Below are 17028 nucleotides of genomic sequence, written 5' to 3' on the forward strand. Positions count from 1 at the left end.
CCTCGGCTATCGGGCAGGAGCTCGAATGATCCGCAGTGAACAGAACCCGCCGGAGATCGTCGTGGGACTGGTGGCGACCCCACCGGACCACCCCGCCCGAGTGACCGCGCACCTCGCCGCCGAGCTGGCTGACCGGCTCGGCGAGCGGACGGACGGAGAAGTGCGGTGGACGGTCCGGGAAGGCTGGGGTGAGGTCGCGCCCCGCCGCGACGGCGGTGTCGAGGCGCTGCTCGACGATCTCGCCCGCCGGCGCACGGACGAGCGGTGGGACCTCGCAGTCTGCCTGACCGACCTGCCGCTGCACACCGAGCGGGTGCCGCTGGTCGCGCAGACCTCCGCCCGGCGCCGAGTCGCGATGGTGTCCCTGCCCGCGCTGGGACTGCGCCAGCTGCCTGCGGTCCGCGCAGTCGTACCCGATCTGGTGGACCGGCTACTCACCGACGCCTCCGACGACCGGGTACCGCCGGCCGGCTGGGCACCGGCCGAGCTGGCACACCGGGTCACCGCCGTTCATCGGATGGCCGGCGAGGGCGACGCCGGGGAAGTGCGTTACGTCGCGTCACGGCTGGCCGGCCGGGCTCGGTTGCTGATCGGGATGGTTCGGGCCAACCGTCCGGGGCGTGCCCTGCTGGGTCTGTCCAAACTGCTCGTCGGCGCGTTCGGCACGGCGGCCATCGCGCTCACCAACTCCAGCGTGTGGCAGCTGGGTCAAGGACTCAGCCCACTTCGGCTCGCGGTCATCATGGTCCTCGGGCTGACCGGGTTAGTGGCCTGGCTGATCGTCGCGCACGACCTGTGGGAGAAACCCGATCAGGACACCTCCCCCGAGCTGGCCCGGCTGTTCAACCAGGGGACCGTCCTCACCCTCGCCCTGGCCACCGCCGTCTCCTACCTGGTGCTGTTCGCCGGGACGATGCTCGCCGGGGCGTTGCTGATCGACACGTCCGTGCTGGAGCAGACCCTGCAGCGGCCGGTCGGCCTCAACGACTACCTGGCAATCGCCTGGCTCATCAGTTCGCTGGCCACCGTCGGCGGCGCGATCGGATCCGGGCTGGAGGACGAGGAGACGGTGCGGGCCGCCGCGTACGGCTACCACCCCGACCCCGGCGGCTGGAAGGACGAGCGAGACACCTGAGTGGATCTCGGCCGGCCGGTGCCGGCGGCAGCATTGGCAAAGCTGCCAATCGACGCCGACGGCCGAGCCCGGCAACTTGGGACCCGGATCGCAGTGCTGGCAGCCGACCGGAAGGTCCGTCGTGGTCGAGGTCGTAGGTACTCAGGAGAGCGTTTCGCATCGAGCACGCCGGACGTGGCTGCGAATCTTCGTCGTCGGCGCGGGGCTCTGGGTGGCCACGGTGGTGGTCACTTTCCTCACCGGTAATCCCAACCTGATCCCCACGCTGGTCCTGCTCGGCAGTTTCCTCGTGCCGGTGACCTTCGTCGCGTGGGCTTTCGAACGCCGGGGCACCGGCGAGTTGACCTCGAGCCTGGTGTTCTCGACGTTCCTCACCGGCGGTGTGCTGGGTGTGCTGGGCGCCTCGGTCCTCGAGGCTTACCTGCTGCATCCCTCGGCGTGGTTGTTCTTCGGCGTCGGGCTCATCGAGGAGGCGGTGAAGCTCGGTGCGCTGGTGGTACTGACCCGCCATCTGCGAACCCGGTCGCTGCGTGACGGGATGATTCTCGGCGCAGCAGTCGGTTTCGGCTTCGCCGCCTTTGAATCCGCCGGCTACGCCTTCACCGCTCTGTTCACCGTTGACGGCTTGTCGATCGACCAACTCGTGCAGACCGAGTTGCTCCGGGGCCTTCTGGCGCCGGTGGGCCACGGACTCTGGACCGCCATCCTGGGCGGAGTCTTGTTCGCCACCATGCGGCACGGCCGTGCCATCGTCAGCGGCAGGCTGATTCTCGCGTATCTCGGCGTCGCTGCCCTGCACGGCCTGTGGGACTCGATGCACAGCATTGCGTTGTACCTGACCCTGTTGTTGACCGATGGTGAACGGCTGCGCCCGTCGCCGCAGGGCTGGCTGATCGAACCCAGCGTCGAGCAGGTCAATCTGTTCTCCGGTCTGGAATGGGCGGGCCTGGCCCTCATCTCGATTATCGGGATCGTTTGGCTGGCCGTTCTGTGGCGCCGGTCGGCCCGGGGTGCCTCGGTGATACCTGCCGCGCTGTGACGAGGGCCTATTCCGACAGATAAGGGGAGGAGTTCGCCGTGACCAGCGGCGCAATGACGGTATCGGTCGAGTCCGATGCCGTCATGGACTATTCGAACTACCCGATGGTCGAACCGTTGTTCCGGCGCCTGGCGGCGCTGGATCGGGCTGATCCGGTCCGTCGGCAGCTCAGGAACGAGATCGCCCTTCTCCACCTTCCGCTGGCACGGAACCTGGCCTACCGCTATTGCCGCCGCGGTCAACAAACCGAAGATCTGCTGCAGGTCGCCCGGGTCGGCCTGATCAAAGCCGTCGACCGATTTGACCCCGACCGAGGCGTCGGCTTTCTGCCGTTCGCCATTCCTACGATCACCGGCGACCTCCGGCGGTTTTTCCGCGACACCGCCTGGGACGTCCGCCTTCCGCGAAGGCTGCAGGAGCTGAACCTGCGGATCAATGCCGGCATCGTCGAGCTGTCCCAACGCACCGGGCGGGCCCCCACCGCCGGCGAGCTGGCGGCCCACATGGAGGTACCGCGCGAGGACGTCATCGAAGGCCTGCAGGCCGGCGCTGCCTACACCGCCAAATCACTCGACGTTCCCGCTGCGGCGAGCGCCGAGGCGCCTACCCTGGCGGAGTCGCTGGGTGGTGACGATCGTCGATTCGAGGCGGTCGACAACCATGAAGCGCTGATCGATCTGCTGGCCGCGCTGCCCGCCCGCGAAAAACTGATTCTGAGACTCCGTTTCTGCGAGGACATGACACAGATTCAGATCGCGCGAGTGATCGGGGTTTCCCAGATGCACGTGTCGCGCCTGCTGGCTGCGGTCCTGGATCGACTGCGCACACAGTTGCTGGCGGAGCCCTGATCGAGGGTGCGGCCAGGCGGGCTGTCGACGGCAACTACGTAACGTATGCGGGTTTAGCCAGTTTCGCGAGGGTAGTCCGCCTCATGCGCGGCGCGCCGGATCAGCGGCGTGAATGCGAACCGACGTTCCGGGTGACGGAGATCGGCTCCGTGCCGTCGGCACGGAGCGCACGCGAAGGAGGATCGATGGAACTGACAGCCACGACAACCATCCGCAAGCCCGTGCCGGAGGTGTATGCGTACTGGCGCGATTTCGAGAACCTTCCGGCGTTCATGGCGCATCTCGAACTGGTCCGCACAACGGGCGACCGTACGAGTCACTGGTCCGCTGCTGCGCCGTTCGGCACGAACGTCGAATGGGACGCCGAAATCACCGACGAGACGGTCGCCGAGATCATCGTGTGGCGGTCGACCGGGGATGCCGACGTGCCGAATGCCGGCACGGTCGCGTTCGTGCTCGCGCCGGACGGGGTGAGTACCGAGGTGCACGTCGCCCTTTCCTATGACATTCCCGGTGGGACGGTCGGTAAGGCGGTCGCCAAGTATTTCGGCGAGGAACCGCACCAGCAGCTCGATGATGACCTGCGTCGGCTCAAGCAGGTGCTGGAGACCGGCGAGGTGGTCCGGTCCGACGGTTCGCCCTGGGGCAAGCAGGCCCGCAAGGAGTTCCCGCAGCGTCCGGCGCAACCGCTGTCGGACGCCGAGCTCGAGAAGGGGCCGGAGTCATGAGGGCGAACACCTGGGCGGGCCGCAACAAGGTCGAGGTTCGCGACGTACCGGACCCGAGAATCCTGAACAAGCGCGACGCGATCGTGCGGATCACGTCCACCGCGATCTGCGGCTCGGACCTGCACCTGGTCGACGGGTATGTGCCCACCATGCAGGACGGCGACGTCCTGGGGCACGAGTTCATGGGTGAGGTGATCGAGGTCGGCTCGGGCGTCCGGGCCGATCGCCTGCGCGTCGGGGACCGGGTCGTCGTGCCGTTCCCGATCGCCTGCGGCGCATGCTCCGCCTGCGCCGCCGAGCTGTATTCCTGCTGCGAGAACACCAACCCCAACGCCGGCATCGCGGAGAAGATGTTCGGACATCCGGTCGCCGGGATCTTCGGCTACTCGCATCTGACCGGCGGCTTCGCGGGTGGTCAGGCGCAGTACGCGCGGGTGCCGTTCGCCGACGTCGGTCCGTTGAAGATCGAGTCCGATCTGTCCGACGAGCAGGTGCTGTTCCTCTCCGACATCCTGCCCACCGGCTACATGGGCGCCGAGATGTGCGACATCCAGCCCAGCGACGTGGTGGCGGTGTGGGGTGCCGGTCCGGTCGGCCAGTTCGCCATGGACAGCGCCCGGGTGCTCGGCGCCGCGAAGGTCATCGCCATCGACAAGGAGCCGTACCGGTTGCAGATGGCCGAACGCGCGGGCCACATCCCGGTGAACTTCGACGAGGTCGACGTCCGGTCCCGGCTGCTGGAGCTGACCGGAGGGCGAGGACCGGACAAGTGCATCGAGGCGGTCGGTTTGGAGGCCACCCACGGCAGTGCGCACGTCGCTGCGTACGACCGGGTCAAGCAGGCCGTACGGTCGGAAACCGACCGCCCGCACGCACTGCGTCAGGCGATCATGTCCTGCCGCAGCGGCGGTGTGGTCTCGGTGATCGGCGTGTACGGCGGTCTCCTCGACAAGTTCCCGGCCGGCGCGTGGATGAACCGATCCCTGACCCTGCGGACGGGGCAGTGCCACGTGCAGCGCTACATGAAGCCGTTGCTGCAGCGCATCGAACGCGGGGAGATCGATCCGACGCGGATCATCACCCACACCATTCCGCTCGACGAGGCGGAACGCGGCTTCGAGATGTTCAAGAACAAGCAGGACGACTGCGAGAAGGTCGTCCTCAAACCCTGAGCACGGAATCCGGCGCGCGGGAGAGCAACTATGGCCAAGGAAATGGAAGGCGACAACCGGAAGCGCCGGGCACTCGCCCGCGACGCACGCGACGAGGACAAGAGTCCCAGCGCGAGCGGGGTGACGCTGGGCTCTTCCAAGCAGCGCGAGCACACCCGTAGAGGTCGGAGGGACGGTCCGCCGCCGGCCGGTGCGCACAAGCCGGGGCCGGACGCTCCGGTCGCGCACCGGCCGCACGGGGACACGGAGCCGACCCCCGCGGACGAACCCGGCGATCGCGCCACGCCGGACGAAGGTTCGTTGCGCCTGCGCTACCGCGAGGTGGTCAGCGCAGCCGCGGCCCGGGCCGGCGTGGAGTTCGACGACGGTAAATCCGCTGCCCGCGCGACGATCGCCGTGTTGGCGGGGACACTCGACGCGGACGACCGGCGGCGGCTGGTGGCGGCGTTGCCGGCGGAACTGACCGTCGGGCCGCGTTTCCCGGCGCCGTCACCACCGGCCGGGGAGGCGGACTTCGTGCGCACGGTCGCACTTCTCGCCGGCTGCGCACCCGAGCACGCCCAGCGCCGCGTGCAGGCGGTATTCGCCGCGATCAATGACGAAGACCCGGACGTTCTGCGGGCGCTGAGCGTGCCCGCCGGGATCGAGGAGCTCGTGCTGTCAGCACCGTGAAGCGCGGCGTTCGGTCGGCCCGTCCCCGGTAGGGGACGGGCCGACCGGCATTTGAGGGGATCTTCGCTGCCCCCCGGATCTCGGCTCGGTGGAGCAGACTCACGGGTGTTGGTTTCGGTCCGAACAATCCGGTCAGGTGAGTGTTTTGATTTGAGCCAGAGGGGACGGGGTAACGATGCCGCCCGACACTCCGAACACGAAAGTCGGCGATTCGGAACACCCGGACAACTGGTGGCGGGAGCAGCTGTCGAATCTCTACGGCTTGTTCGTCGTGTCGATGATGATGTTCGACGGGCGCGACCCCGATGACATTCTCCGCCTGGCGACCACCTCCCTGCCCGCGCTGTGCGAGTGCATCGCCGACACGGTGTACCTGCGAGTCGATCGGGCGCTGATCCCCGCGCACGGCGACACGCCGGATCCGGACCTGGTGACTGCTCTGCTGAGCCTGGACGGCCAGAGCGGGCCCGTCCCGACCAAGGACGGTCGGTGGCGGTGGGCGATGGCGCTGGGTAGTCCGGCAGAGTTGCTCGGCTACCTCGTCGTCTGCTCCAGGTCGGAACCGTCCTCCGAGGAGTTCTTCCTCATCAAGGCACTCGCCCAGCAGACGTCCGGCGCGTTGGCCAGCGCCCGGCTGCATCAGCGGGAACGCGAGCACGCCACGGCGTTGCTGACCCTCAACACCGAGCTGCAGGCGCTCAACGGCCGGCTCTCGGAGTCCGTCGCGCGGCTGGAAGCCCAGACCAGGGTGCACGAACGGCTCGGCGAGGTCTCCGCGTCGGGCGCGGGAGAGGCCGGAATCGCGCTCGCCCTGCACGAGTTGACCGGCCTGTCGGCGGCGGTGGAAGACCGGTTCGGCAATCTGCTGGCCTGGGCGGGCCCCGACCGGCCCGACCCCTATACCAAGGTGGTTCCGCATCGTCGGGAGGCGCTTCTGCGGCAGGCGGCCGCGGTGCCGCATCCGATCCGCGTGCAGACCCGCGTGATCTCGCTGGCCAAGCCCCGGCAGGAGGTGCTCGGAGTGATCGCGCTCGTCGATCCCCGGCACACCGCCGGCGCTCACGAGGTGTTCGCGCTGGAATACGCCACCACGGTCCTGGCCCTGGAGCTGTCCCACCAGCGCAGCCTCGCCCAGGCCGAACTGCGGCTACGCCGCGACCTGGTCGACGATCTGATCGCGGGCACCGACGAGCACAGCGCGTACGCCCGGGCCGACGCGCTCGGCCACGACCTGCGCGGTACGCACCAGGTCGTCGTCGTGAAGTGGAGCCGGACGCAGACCGATGACGCGGTCGCGGCAGCCGCGGCTGCTGCTGCGGCCGCGCTGCAGCTGCCGAGCCTGATCTCCCGGCGGGCGGGCAGCGTGGTGCTGCTCGCGCCCGGGCCGCTGGTCGGCGTCAGCCTGCATCGGGCTCTGGCCGACAAGCTCGGCGGGACGGCCGGAGCGGTCGGGGTCGGCGGCCGCTGTCGTGGGCCCACCGACGTTCCTCGTTCCTATGCCGAAGCGGTGCGCGCGGCCGACGTCCGGCGCGGCTCCCGATCTCCGGACGGTACGACCTCCTACGACCAGCTCGGGCTCTACCGCATCCTGGACACCGGTGCCGGGACCGGTGAGGTCCAAGCGTTCGTCCAGGAATGGCTGGGCGAGCTGCTCACCTACGATCAGCGCAAAAGCGCAGATCTCGTCCACACGCTGTCCCAGTACCTGGAGTGCGGCGGCAATTACGACGAGACCGCCGCCGCGCTTCTCATCCATCGCAGTACTTTGCGTTACCGGCTGGGTCGGATCCGTAATATCTGCGGGCACGACCTCACCGATGTCGACGACCGGTTGAACCTGCACGTGGCTACGCGGGCATGGCAAGTGCTCAGGCGGCCGGAGTGAACGGAGACGCTCGGTGAACCTCGAGCCGGAGAAGACCACGACCGTGACGCTCGGCGGTGCGACGCTGGGCGCCGGTGACCACCTCTGCGTTTTCCATCGCGGCCAGGAGGAGCGCGACCAGCTGCTCGTCCCGTTCTTCGCCGAGGGGTTGGGGGCCGGCGACGCGGTGCTCTTCCTCGGCCGGGACGGCGGGAAGGAGACGATACCGGCGCTGCTGGGCGAGCACGACAACCTGCAGGTGACCGAGCCGGAGAACGGTCACCTGCGGAACGGCCGGTACTCCCCGGACGACCTGTTCGTCCGTCTCGACGACTGGGTCGGGCGCACTCTGGTCTCGGGTGCAGCGCCGTTCGGCCGGACCGCCGGCGACATGAGCTGGGCGAGTCAGCTGATGTCGCCGACGCTGCTGCCGGAGCTGATCGGCGAAGAGATCGCGGTCACCAGCTGGCTGCGTGAATACCCCCTGGTCGTGCTCTGCCTCTACGACCTCGAGCTGTTCGGCGGTGATCTGATCATTCCGATGGTCAAGGCCCACCCCAAAGTCTGGATGGCCGGCACGCTGGTCGAGAACCCCTACTACCTGAGGTCGGCGGAGAACGGCGTCCGGCACTGACCGCTCCGCATCGACGCGGCTGCCACAACGAGCCTGGTCTGGGTCTGGCGGACGAGCTGGCCGCGGGATCAACCGGGCACCAAGCGCCTCGCCGAGGCCGAAGCCCGTACCCGCTCCACCGACACCTGGGTACTACTGGCCGCGGTGGCCAGCCTCGCGGCCGTGGTCTGGGCGCTCGTGCGCTCGTCCGGTCAGCAGGATGCGCGGGCCGTCGCGGCGGTGATCCTGAGCGCGCTCGCGGTAGTGCAGTCCTGGGCGCTGGTCAACACGGTGTTCGCGCTGAAATACGCCCGGCTCTACGACCTGGACAGCGACGGCGGCATCACGTTCAACCGGTCCGATCCGCCGACCTACAGCGACTTCGCCTACCTGGCGTTCACCATCGGCATGGCGTTCTCGATGGCCGACAACGAGCCGAACACCAGCGCCATCCGGAAGGTGGTGCTGGCCCACGCGCTGCTCTCCTACGCGTTCGGGACCGGCGTGCTCGCGGTCGCGATCAACCTGGTGACGAACCTCGGCCAGAGCCGAGGCCTTCGGCGATCACCCGCTCCCGTCGTCCGTGTTGCCGGTGTCTTCGGGCATCGTCACGAGACCACCGGCAGGGCGTCGGTCAGCTCGGTCGCGGCCAGTACGCGCCGCAGCATCGGTGTGGGCTCCACGAGTTCCAGCGAGACTCCGGAGTCGCCGAGGAACGCCCGCGCGTACAGCAGAGCGTTCAGCCCACGAGCGTCGATGAACCACAGGCAGCCGCAGTCGAGGACGGCCCGGCCACCGGTGGACGTCTCCAGGTGCTCGACGCGGCGCCGCAGCACGAGCGCGCCCTCCTGGTCCAATTCGCCGAGAAGGCTGAGGCGGTGGCCGCTACCGGTCCGCATTACTCGGATGAGCAGCGGTGGACAGGATCGGGTAGGTGGAGTGTCGTTCACGGTTCCGTGCTCTCCGGAGGATCAGCAGCTCCAGGCGCGCTCTATCGGCGGTCCTGCCCATGGCCGTGATGTACGTCCGCGCCGATCGACGAGCTGAGCCGGCAGATACAGGCCGTGCCGGACGGCGTACAAGGCTGCCGCCGTCCGCGTCGGGGCGCGAATCTTCGAGCGAATGTGCTCCAGGTGGGCCGCGACCGTGCGGGCGGTGATGAACAGGACCGACGCGATGTGCTGGTTTGCGCCTCCGTCCACCAACAGACCGAGAATCTGGAGCTCGCGCGGCGTCAGGCCGTGCGTATCCCTTATCGGCTGGAGCAGGATCAGGCCCGCGGGTCGGGTCGGCGGCGAGGCGTCGCACGCGAGGCCCGTGATCCGTACGTAGTTGTCCTGGACCGGTCCCGCGTGCGTCGGCGCGGACCGCCAGGGCCAGAGGAACGCCGTATGAGGCTGATCGCTGACCAGTTGGGACACCGCGAGCTTCACCACGGGAGATTCGGCGCCGAGCAAGGGATGGCCGGGGATCCCGGACAGCGATGAGACCCTCCCGAAGGCATCGACTGCCACGGCGGCATGTGGCTCGGAGAGGACACGGGCCAGGCGGCCGAACGTGTCGCCGGGGTCGTGCATCGCACCGGTCATCGGATTGAGCCCGCCGGCCCGGGCGATCGGGATCGGGCTGGGCTTGCTCGCTCGGGCACCGGAACGTCGCGATCGGCCTCCATCGGTATCGCGCGAGGCGCTCGGCGATCCGGGGATTGTTCGGCGAACGGTTCGCTGTACCAAAATGGGTTGTACGTAAACAATTTCATCGCTACACGCTCCTTCGTGATGTGTCGGCCTAGTGGGACACACAGCACACGATCACAGCGGTGGCGAGAGGCCGCGTGGGCACGGCAGGTCGAAAGCCTCTCCGTTTGTCGGCCTGGCGAATCGAGGCTCGCCCGGCCGGGCGCCGGGTCGGGCCGCCGGGGGAGCGAGGCGGCGTTCTCGATGGTCCACGGCGGAGGAATCTGTTGACGACGGCCCCAAGGTCGTCAGCGCCGTCACTCCGGGGCGGACCCGACACGTCCCCGAGCTACGGGAGGTCGGCGCGTTCCTCGCCGAGTTGCCAGGCCTCGCCGTCCGCACTGGCCACCACCACGGAGTACCCGTCGGGGTCGCGGAGCCAGATCTCCCGGTGGGCCGGTCCATTGCCACCGCCCGCAGGCGGATTGCGGTGTGGCGCCCGCACCACGGTGGCCTGATACTCGGTCACGCGGGCGAGCACACCGTCGAAGTCGGCGACTTCCCCGAGCCAGACCAGCACGCCGTTGCCGACCGGGCCGGCGGGATCGGCGATCACCGACCCGTGATCGTGGTCGACGTCGACGTGGTGGAGCTGGAGCACGAGTTCGCCGTCGGCGGTCAGCCGCTCGTAGGAGGGTCCACCGTGGTCGCTGACCAGACCGAGGATGTCCTGGTACCAGCGGCTGGAGGCCTCCACGTCGCGGACGGCGAGGAGGGTCTGCGCGGTGGCCGTGCGCGCGGTCGCGACCACGCCCAGGTGGTTGCCCGCTGGATCCTCGACCTCGGCCAGCCAGCGCTTCCTGTGGTCCAGGACCGGCCGGGTGCGGACGGAGCCTCCGTGCTCGGTGACGGCGGTCAGCGCCGGTGAAAGGCGGTCGACGGTGATCCACAGGAGCGGGCCGCCGCCCGTCGCCGCCTCACGGCCGGTGGTCCATTGGCCGATGACGCCGGGCGCCTCGAAGCTGCCGAACTCAAGGTCGGCGCGCCAGCCGAACACCGCCTGGTAGAACTCGGCGGACCGGGCGAGGTCCTGCGTCGGGAGCTGGAGATAGCCGATCGAGCCGTGCGCGGGGTGCTGCGGGATCATGGCGTCAGCCTTCGCGTGGCATGGACGTGGTCGGGGGTTCCGTCGGGAGGTCGTCGGGAACGAGCAGGGTGCGGAGGGATCGGGCCATCCAGTCCTGGTACCGGGGCATGCTCCAGTCGCGGTGCCGGGTGAGCCGGACGAACACCGCCGGGTCCATCAGCAGCCACACGGTGTCCACGGCATCCGCGCGGGTGAGTCCGGTCCGGAGCGGACTGCGCGCAGCGACCTGATCGGCGATCCACCCCGCCGTGACCGCGCGCTGCGCGACCAGTTGCTCGCTCACGACGCCGAGATCCCGGTCCGTAATCGACGCCTCGAGCGCGGCCAGCACGAGCCCGGCCGACCGTTCCTGAGCGGCGCCGAGGACGCCCACTACCACTGTGAGTAGGCCTGGCACGTCGCCGGCGGCCCGCGCGCGGACGCTCCACTCGCGGTCGAGCACCGGGATCTGCTCGTCGTCGCCCGCGATGGCCACGTCGATCGTGGCCTTCAGCACCGCGGCCTTGGTGCCGAACAGCAGCTCCACCGTGGGGACCGAGACCCCGGCCCCGGCCGCGATCATCCGCATGGTCGTCCCGGCATAGCCGCGGTCGATGAACGACACCCGGGCCGCCGCTAGGACCTCGCGGCGGGTGTGCCGTGCCCGTTCCTCGCGGATGCTCGACCGGTAAGGCATGCCGCCATGGTTGACTATGGCATCACCATAGTCAACCTCACGACGGGCCAGCGGACGTGTTCGTGACGCGCGTTGACCGGCTCGGTCGATCGGGTAGCGCTGACCTGGAACCAGTCTGTTGCGTGGGGCGATTCCCGTGTCGTCAGGGACGATTGAACATGCGCAGCCGCTTTACCCCTCGTCTCCCGGTCCCTGCTTGTGCGTTGGCCGGGTTCCGGTTCGCTCCCCGAGATGATCCGATCTGGCCGCCGCGCGCCGGTTCTTCACCCGGGCCCTGCGGCAGGGCCGACCGGCGCAGGTGACCACCGACCGGGCCGCGGTCTACCCGCGGGTCCTGGACGAACTCCTACCCGAGGTCCACCACCTCGATGCCCGGTAGGAGAACAACACGCCTTCGTGCAAACATCCGACGCGGACACTACGAGCTCGCCCAGGCCGTCTGACCGAACAAGGTCGGACCTCAACACGTCCGTCCTCGCTCAACGCAACAGCGCCCGTGACGGCGGCGATCGCCGGCGCCGCGGCGAACTACCGGTCCGCGCAACTGCCCGCACACGCGGATCGGTACGAGCGCGGCGGCGAGTTCGAGGAGGTCGTCACCCGGCTATGGGAGGCCTGGGAACCCGACGCCCCGATCCCCCGCTCACCCCCGGGGCGTCCGGTGCTGGCCCAAGTCGGGTCGTCGCCGGCGGGGATGGCGCTCGGTGCGCGCTGGTTCTCGCGGACGTAGACCGCTCGGTCCGGCCCGGCTCGCCCGACGACAGTCGACGGCCGGTCCGCCGCCCACCCCTCCGGTCCAGGACGAGGTCAGCAATAGATCGGTCGGCCGGGAACGTCGTCGCGCAGCGAGAACGTCGCTGCGCGACGACGAGTGCGGCGAACCGGGGTTATGGGGTGCCTGCGAAGACGGCGTGTACCAGGGCTCGTAGGCCCGCCTCGGTGTCGGCCTCGGGCTGATCACGCAGGTGTTCCACCAGGTCGGCTCGCACCGCGGCGATCAGCGCGTGGGCCAGGAAGTCGGCCGGGCCCATCCCGGCGGCGACCAGCAGTCGGGTGATCTCCGCGTGGAAGCGCTCGTAGCTCTCGTTGCGGTACGGGCTGCCTCGCCCGGCGCGTTCCAGGGCCAGGGCCAGGCCGCGGTTGCGCACCTTGAACCGCCACATCCTGGTCAGCAGCTCGACCGCCTCGTCGGAGGGATCGAGCCCGCGGCCGGTCGGCAGGGTGTCGAGCTCTTCGGTGATCCGCTTGACGTACAGCGCACGCACCAGGCCGAGCCGGTCGCCGAAGCCGCGGAACAGCGTGCCTTTGCCCACGCCGGCGGCGGCCGCGATGGCGTCCATCGAGACCGCGTCGGGGTCGTCGGCGGTGTCGAACAGGCGCTCGGCGGCGGCGAGGACGGAGTCCTGGTTGCGTGTCTTGTCGGCCCGCACTGATGACCTCCTGGCGAAACGGACCGCCAGTCCGCTACGGTGAAAGCGGACCGACAGTCCGTACGGTATCGCACCGATCTTCGGAGGATCATGTCCGACAGCCCGTCCGCCGTCGTCCGGCAGGCGCTCGACCATCTCCTCGCGCACGACATGGCGTCGTTCGTCGCGCTCTACGCCGATGACGCGGTCATGGAGTTCCCGTTCGCCCCGCCCGGGCGCCCGGCCCGGCTGGAGGGCCGGAGCGCGGTCGAGTCCTACCTCGACGGCTACACCGACCTGGTGAACATCCAGCGCATCCACGACGTGGACCTGCACCAGACGACCGATCCCGACGTGATCATCGGCGAGTTCGCCGCGAGCGGCCTGGTCGTCGCCACCGGCGAGCCCTACACCGCGCGCTACATCGCCGTCCTCACGATCAGCGGTGGTCGCATCCAGCACTACCGCGACTACTGGAACCCGCTCCTGCTCAGCGACGAGCGGGCGACCGCATGACCGTGCTCGTCCTCGGCGCCCGCGGCACCACCGGCAGCCGGCTCGCGCGGCAACTGACCGACCGTCACGTCGACGTACGCCGGGCCGGCCGGTCCGCCGGTACCGACGTGTACTTCGACTGGTCCGAACCGGACACGTTCGCCCCGTCGCTGCACGGGGTCGGCGCGGTGTATCTGCTGGCCCCGGTGGGCGTCGTCGATCCCGAACCGGTCATCCTCCCGTTCCTCGGCGCGGCCGAGAAGGCCGGCGTGGAACGCGTCGCGCTGCTCGGCTCGTCGGCGATCCCGATGGGCAGCCCGGGGCTCGGCACGGTCGGTACCCGGCTGCGCGACTTCGTGCCCGGCTGGGCGGTCCTGCGGCCGACGTGGTTCGCCAGCAACTTCACCGGCGACCACCTGCACGCCCGCACGATCCGGTCGCACGGGGAGATCGTCAGCGCCACCGGCGACGGTCGTGTGCCGTTCATCGACCCCGATGACATCGCCGCGGTCGCCCGGCGGGTGCTCGTGGGCCCGGCCGCCCCGCAGCGCGACCTGATCCTCACCGGCCCCGAGCCACTGAGCTTCGACGACGTCGCGGCGCAGCTCACCCGGCCGGACCGGGCGGTACGGCACCGGCGCGTCACCGAGGCCGAAATGTCCCGCCGCCTCCGGGAGGACGGGATACCGCCCGCTTTCGCCGACCTGCTCGCCGGGATGGACACCGCGATTGCGCGCGGAGCCGAGGATCGCACCACCGGCACGGTCGAGGAGATCACCGGGCGGCCGCCGCGCTCGTTCGCGCGGTTCTCGATCGACTCGTAGCCGCCGGAATCGCAGAATGCGGGCATGGCGCTGTTACTGCCCGCCGACGTGCTGCGTCCCCCGCCGGGTGGACGAACACTTCGCCGGCGAGTTCGACGCCGCTCGCAGCCTCGGCCACCCGGTCGCGCTGAGCGGCGCTGAGCCGGCCGGGACGGCGTGGCGTGCCGCCCGGGTCCGAAGACGTCAACCGAAGTCGTAGAGGCACCGAGCGGATTTCAGTCGTTCCGCAGAAGCGGGAAACCCGTCCCGATCGGCATGCTTCTGCCCATGACGACAATCATGGTTATCCTCGCGATCGGCGCTGCGGGCGTCGGCATGATCGTTCTCGCGGCCGTCCTGAACCGGCGCGCCCGGCTGGCCCGGGAGGGTCGGTCGGTCGACCTCGAGGCGGTGCGCGCCGAGGTGCTGGCGGCGCTCGACCGGGGAGACCCGATCGGGGCCGTCAAGGTCTACCGCTACGAGACCGGCCTGTCGCTGGTGGAAGCCAACGACGCCGTACAACGCATCGCCATCAACCGTCGCTGACGAAGTGAGGAGCCGTGAACCGGGACCTGCTCCGGGCCGCGGACGCCGGGCGCGTGACCTACGAGGTCGCGTCGACATTGCTCCTGACGGGCGGGGTCACGTTCTGGGCGGTGGCCGACCCGCCGCACGCGCTCGCGCCGTGGTTGCTCGGCCTGCTGACCCCCGTCCTGTGGCTGCTGCGGCTGACCCGTCCGACCGCCGCGTACGTGGCCGCCGCGGTATTGGGCCTCGGCACCGGCGGGGAGAGCACGCTGTTGCTCGCGGTGCTGAGCGCCTCGTTCGCGTACCGCGCCGGTACCTGGCGGCACCTCGCGGCCGGGCTGACGGTGGCCTGGGCCTGCTGGGTGGGGTCCGGCTGGTGGTGGGGCGAAGACCCCGACGTCGTGGACGGCGTGTTCCTCTCCGGCATGTTCCTGCTGACCGCGCTGCTCCCCGCCGGGATCGCCCGGTTCGTGCGGCGGCAGCGCGCTCTGGTCGCCACCATGCATCACCGCAACGAACAGCTGCACGGCGAGCAGCGTGAGATCGCCCGGCGGGCGCAGGCTCGCGAACGGGCGCGGATCGCCCGCGACCTGCACGACTCGCTCGGGCACAAGCTCACGCTGATCTCGCTCTACGCCGCCATGCCGCGATCCACGGACCCGCCCGCCGAGACGACGGCCCGCGACCAGGCGAACCTGCTGCGCGAGACCTCCTCCGCGGCGATGACCGAGTTACGCCAGATCCTCGGGATACTCCGACAGGACGACGATCAGCCCCCGGTGCGCCCGCTGACCGGTCTGGACGAGTTGGCCGCGAACGCGCGCGGGTCCGGTGCCCGGGTCCGGTTCGAGCAGGTCGGCACCGCCCGGCCGCTGTCGTCGCTGACCGAGCACGCCGCGTACCGGGTGATCCAGGAAGGCCTGACGAACGCGCTGCGCCACGCCCACGGCAGCGAAATCGTCCTGACGCTGCGGTACGAACCCGACGCGCTCGTCGCCACCGTGGTCAACTCGGCCGGCCGGAGCCTGGTGGGCGCCACGTCCGAACAGGGGCTTCTGGGCCTGGCCGAACGCGTCCGGGTGGCCGACGGGGTGCTGCACCACGGCCCCACCGCTGCCGGTGGATTCCGGCTGGCGGCGACGCTGCCCTATCCGACGCCGGACGGGGCCGCGCCGCCGCCCGCTCCGGGAGACTTCACCGAGGTGATGCATCGGTCACGCCGGAGGTCCCGGCTCGTGCTCGCGGCCACCGCGGCCGGCATCAGCGGTCTGCTGGCGTTCTGCGTCGCCGGAGCGTGGGTCTCCACGGCGCTGGTGAGCGTCGATCGCAGCACGTACGACGCGGTGCGCGTCGGCCAGCCGGAGGACGAGGTCCGCTCGGTGCTGCCCAACGAGAAGGCAGGCGACCCCAGTGTGTCCGGCGGCGCGGCCTGCGTCGACTACCAGGCCTCCCTGGTGGAGCAGGTCCGGGTCGGCGGCGGGCTGGTCTACCGCTTTTGCTACCGCGGTGGCCGGCTGGTAGACAAGCAGGCCTTCACCGCGTGAAAGACGACGGATGAACGAAACGATTCGGGTACTGCTCGCCGACGACGACGGGCTGGTGCGGGCCGCGATCGACGCGATCCTGCGTCCCCTGGCCGGGATCGAGCTGATCGCGCAGGCCGCCGACGGACGCGAGGCGGTCACCCTGGTGCAGCGGCACCGGCCCGACGTAGCCCTGCTGGACATCCGGATGCCGAACGTCGACGGCCTGGCTGCGCTGCGGGAGATCCGGCGTCTCGCGCTCGGGGTCGACGTCGTCATGCTGACGACGTTCGGGGAAGACGAGTACGTCGCGCAGGCGCTCGGCGCCGGGGCGTCGGGATTCCTGTTGAAGGACTCCGCCGTCGATGAGTTGGCCCCGGCGATCCGGGCCGCCGCCGCCGGCGAGGCGTTTCTCTCGCCCAAGGTCACCCGGCAGGTGCTGAACCAGTTGCCCGCCACGTCCGCCGCGCCGCGGTCTGAGCTGGCCCGGATCGAGTCGCTGAGCCCGCGTGAGCGGGAGACCCTGGTGCTGGTGAGCCAAGGGCTGTCCAACGCCGAGATCGCCGGTCGGCTCCAGGTCAGCGAGGGGACCGTGAAGACGCACGTCTACCGGATCTACGGGAAACTCGACTGCGACAACCGGGTGAAGGCCGCCATGGTGGCGCAGCGTGCGGGCCTGCTCGACGAACCACCCGCCTGA

The 17028-nt window shown here is 69.9% G+C and carries 19 protein-coding genes and 2 pseudogenes; 16 read left to right on the top strand and 5 right to left on the bottom strand.

Annotated elements, in window-relative coordinates:
* Window positions 1–25: 25 nt before the first annotated feature.
* The 9 genes and pseudogenes from CRYAR_RS16285 to CRYAR_RS50735 all read left to right on the top strand — a co-directional run.
* Window positions 26–1135, top strand: a complete 1110-nt coding sequence (locus tag CRYAR_RS16285; protein WP_035851792.1) for a hypothetical protein — start codon at window positions 26–28, stop codon at window positions 1133–1135.
* A gap of 121 nt (window positions 1136–1256) precedes the next feature.
* Complete coding sequence (locus CRYAR_RS16290; RefSeq protein WP_035851795.1) at window positions 1257–2174, top strand: PrsW family intramembrane metalloprotease; 918 nt, start codon at window positions 1257–1259, stop codon at window positions 2172–2174.
* Between the two features lie 38 nt (window positions 2175–2212).
* On the top strand, window positions 2213–3022 hold the full coding sequence (locus CRYAR_RS16295) for a SigB/SigF/SigG family RNA polymerase sigma factor (RefSeq protein WP_211247484.1): 810 nt from the start codon (window positions 2213–2215) through the stop codon (window positions 3020–3022).
* Window positions 3023–3207: 185 nt separating this feature from the next.
* Window positions 3208–3750, top strand: a complete 543-nt coding sequence (locus tag CRYAR_RS16300; RefSeq protein WP_035863243.1) for an SRPBCC family protein — start codon at window positions 3208–3210, stop codon at window positions 3748–3750.
* The gene (locus CRYAR_RS16305) at window positions 3747–4922 is read left to right on the top strand and encodes a zinc-dependent alcohol dehydrogenase (RefSeq protein ID WP_035851796.1); all 1176 of its coding nucleotides are present in this window, start codon (window positions 3747–3749) and stop codon (window positions 4920–4922) included. Before CRYAR_RS16300 ends, CRYAR_RS16305 begins: the two co-directional genes overlap by 4 nt.
* A gap of 30 nt (window positions 4923–4952) precedes the next feature.
* A complete protein-coding gene (locus CRYAR_RS16310) occupies window positions 4953–5594 on the top strand; it encodes a DUF2267 domain-containing protein (protein ID WP_084700569.1) in 642 nt (213 codons plus the stop codon).
* Between the two features lie 175 nt (window positions 5595–5769).
* Window positions 5770–7479, top strand: coding sequence for a PucR family transcriptional regulator (locus CRYAR_RS16315; RefSeq protein WP_035851802.1), 1710 nt, complete (start codon window positions 5770–5772; stop codon window positions 7477–7479).
* A 13-nt stretch (window positions 7480–7492) separates the two neighbouring features.
* On the top strand, window positions 7493–8092 hold the full coding sequence (locus CRYAR_RS16320; RefSeq protein WP_035851804.1) for an MEDS domain-containing protein: 600 nt from the start codon (window positions 7493–7495) through the stop codon (window positions 8090–8092).
* Between the two features lie 9 nt (window positions 8093–8101).
* Window positions 8102–8575: pseudogene (locus CRYAR_RS50735) on the top strand (DUF1345 domain-containing protein); the annotation flags it as partial.
* A gap of 104 nt (window positions 8576–8679) precedes the next feature.
* Here the strand turns inward: CRYAR_RS50735 and CRYAR_RS16325 are convergent.
* The 4 genes from CRYAR_RS16325 to CRYAR_RS43175 form a co-directional block, all read right to left on the bottom strand.
* Entirely contained in the window at window positions 8680–8970 is a 291-nt protein-coding gene (locus CRYAR_RS16325) for an STAS domain-containing protein (protein ID WP_051570357.1), read from the bottom strand.
* Between the two features lie 72 nt (window positions 8971–9042).
* On the bottom strand, window positions 9043–9660 hold the full coding sequence (locus CRYAR_RS16330) for a response regulator transcription factor (RefSeq protein WP_051570359.1): 618 nt from the start codon (window positions 9658–9660) through the stop codon (window positions 9043–9045).
* Window positions 9661–10096: 436 nt separating this feature from the next.
* A complete protein-coding gene (locus tag CRYAR_RS45710; protein ID WP_084700571.1) occupies window positions 10097–10894 on the bottom strand; it encodes a VOC family protein in 798 nt (265 codons plus the stop codon).
* 4 nt (window positions 10895–10898) lie between these two features.
* A complete protein-coding gene (locus CRYAR_RS43175) occupies window positions 10899–11570 on the bottom strand; it encodes a TetR/AcrR family transcriptional regulator (protein ID WP_051570362.1) in 672 nt (223 codons plus the stop codon).
* Window positions 11571–11808: 238 nt separating this feature from the next.
* Between CRYAR_RS43175 and CRYAR_RS51295 the strand changes: the two are divergent.
* Window positions 11809–12009: pseudogene (locus tag CRYAR_RS51295) on the top strand (DDE-type integrase/transposase/recombinase); the annotation flags it as partial.
* A 57-nt stretch (window positions 12010–12066) separates the two neighbouring features.
* Window positions 12067–12300 carry a hypothetical protein gene (locus CRYAR_RS16345; RefSeq protein ID WP_035851807.1) on the top strand — a complete coding sequence of 78 codons (234 nt, stop codon included), beginning with the start codon at window positions 12067–12069 and terminating at the stop codon, window positions 12298–12300.
* A 157-nt stretch (window positions 12301–12457) separates the two neighbouring features.
* Here the strand turns inward: CRYAR_RS16345 and CRYAR_RS49630 are convergent, their stop codons facing one another.
* The gene (locus CRYAR_RS49630; RefSeq protein ID WP_035851808.1) at window positions 12458–13000 is read right to left on the bottom strand and encodes a TetR/AcrR family transcriptional regulator; all 543 of its coding nucleotides are present in this window, start codon (window positions 12998–13000) and stop codon (window positions 12458–12460) included.
* Between the two features lie 90 nt (window positions 13001–13090).
* Between CRYAR_RS49630 and CRYAR_RS16355 the strand changes: the two genes are divergently transcribed.
* The 5 genes from CRYAR_RS16355 to CRYAR_RS16375 all read left to right on the top strand — a co-directional run bounded on the left by CRYAR_RS16355 (window position 13091) and on the right by CRYAR_RS16375 (window position 17028).
* Window positions 13091–13495, top strand: a complete 405-nt coding sequence (locus CRYAR_RS16355; protein ID WP_035851811.1) for a nuclear transport factor 2 family protein — start codon at window positions 13091–13093, stop codon at window positions 13493–13495.
* Entirely contained in the window at window positions 13492–14298 is an 807-nt protein-coding gene (locus CRYAR_RS16360; protein WP_035851814.1) for a Rossmann-fold NAD(P)-binding domain-containing protein, read from the top strand. Before CRYAR_RS16355 ends, CRYAR_RS16360 begins: the two co-directional genes overlap by 4 nt.
* Before the next feature lie 267 nt (window positions 14299–14565).
* Window positions 14566–14823, top strand: coding sequence for a hypothetical protein (locus CRYAR_RS16365; RefSeq protein ID WP_157017767.1), 258 nt, complete (start codon window positions 14566–14568; stop codon window positions 14821–14823).
* Between the two features lie 14 nt (window positions 14824–14837).
* Entirely contained in the window at window positions 14838–16349 is a 1512-nt protein-coding gene (locus CRYAR_RS16370; protein ID WP_035851816.1) for a sensor histidine kinase, read from the top strand.
* A 10-nt stretch (window positions 16350–16359) separates the two neighbouring features.
* Window positions 16360–17028, top strand: coding sequence for a response regulator (locus CRYAR_RS16375; protein ID WP_035851817.1), 669 nt, complete (start codon window positions 16360–16362; stop codon window positions 17026–17028).

The organism is Cryptosporangium arvum DSM 44712, from assembly GCF_000585375.1.
In the GTDB taxonomy this organism is placed as follows: Bacteria; Actinomycetota; Actinomycetes; order Mycobacteriales; family Cryptosporangiaceae; genus Cryptosporangium; species Cryptosporangium arvum.

What these genes read in the sequence shown, in the direction of transcription:
- CRYAR_RS16305 (WP_035851796.1), top strand. Translation starts at nt 3,747, where the DNA reads ATGAGGGCGAACACCTGGGCGGGCCGCAACAAGGTCGAGGTTCGCGAC.
- CRYAR_RS16315 (WP_035851802.1), top strand. Translation starts at nt 5,770, where the DNA reads ATGCCGCCCGACACTCCGAACACGAAAGTCGGCGATTCGGAACACCCG.
- CRYAR_RS16285 (WP_035851792.1), top strand. Translation starts at nt 26, where the DNA reads ATGATCCGCAGTGAACAGAACCCGCCGGAGATCGTCGTGGGACTGGTG.
- CRYAR_RS16355 (WP_035851811.1), top strand. Translation starts at nt 13,091, where the DNA reads ATGTCCGACAGCCCGTCCGCCGTCGTCCGGCAGGCGCTCGACCATCTC.
- CRYAR_RS45710 (WP_084700571.1), bottom strand. Translation starts at nt 10,894, where the DNA reads ATGATCCCGCAGCACCCCGCGCACGGCTCGATCGGCTATCTCCAGCTC.
- CRYAR_RS16375 (WP_035851817.1), top strand. Translation starts at nt 16,360, where the DNA reads ATGAACGAAACGATTCGGGTACTGCTCGCCGACGACGACGGGCTGGTG.
- CRYAR_RS16325 (WP_051570357.1), bottom strand. Translation starts at nt 8,970, where the DNA reads ATGCGGACCGGTAGCGGCCACCGCCTCAGCCTTCTCGGCGAATTGGAC.
- CRYAR_RS16300 (WP_035863243.1), top strand. Translation starts at nt 3,208, where the DNA reads ATGGAACTGACAGCCACGACAACCATCCGCAAGCCCGTGCCGGAGGTG.
- CRYAR_RS16365 (WP_157017767.1), top strand. Translation starts at nt 14,566, where the DNA reads ATGACGACAATCATGGTTATCCTCGCGATCGGCGCTGCGGGCGTCGGC.
- CRYAR_RS16360 (WP_035851814.1), top strand. Translation starts at nt 13,492, where the DNA reads ATGACCGTGCTCGTCCTCGGCGCCCGCGGCACCACCGGCAGCCGGCTC.
- CRYAR_RS43175 (WP_051570362.1), bottom strand. Translation starts at nt 11,570, where the DNA reads ATGCCTTACCGGTCGAGCATCCGCGAGGAACGGGCACGGCACACCCGC.
- CRYAR_RS16330 (WP_051570359.1), bottom strand. Translation starts at nt 9,660, where the DNA reads ATGACCGGTGCGATGCACGACCCCGGCGACACGTTCGGCCGCCTGGCC.
- CRYAR_RS16310 (WP_084700569.1), top strand. Translation starts at nt 4,953, where the DNA reads ATGGCCAAGGAAATGGAAGGCGACAACCGGAAGCGCCGGGCACTCGCC.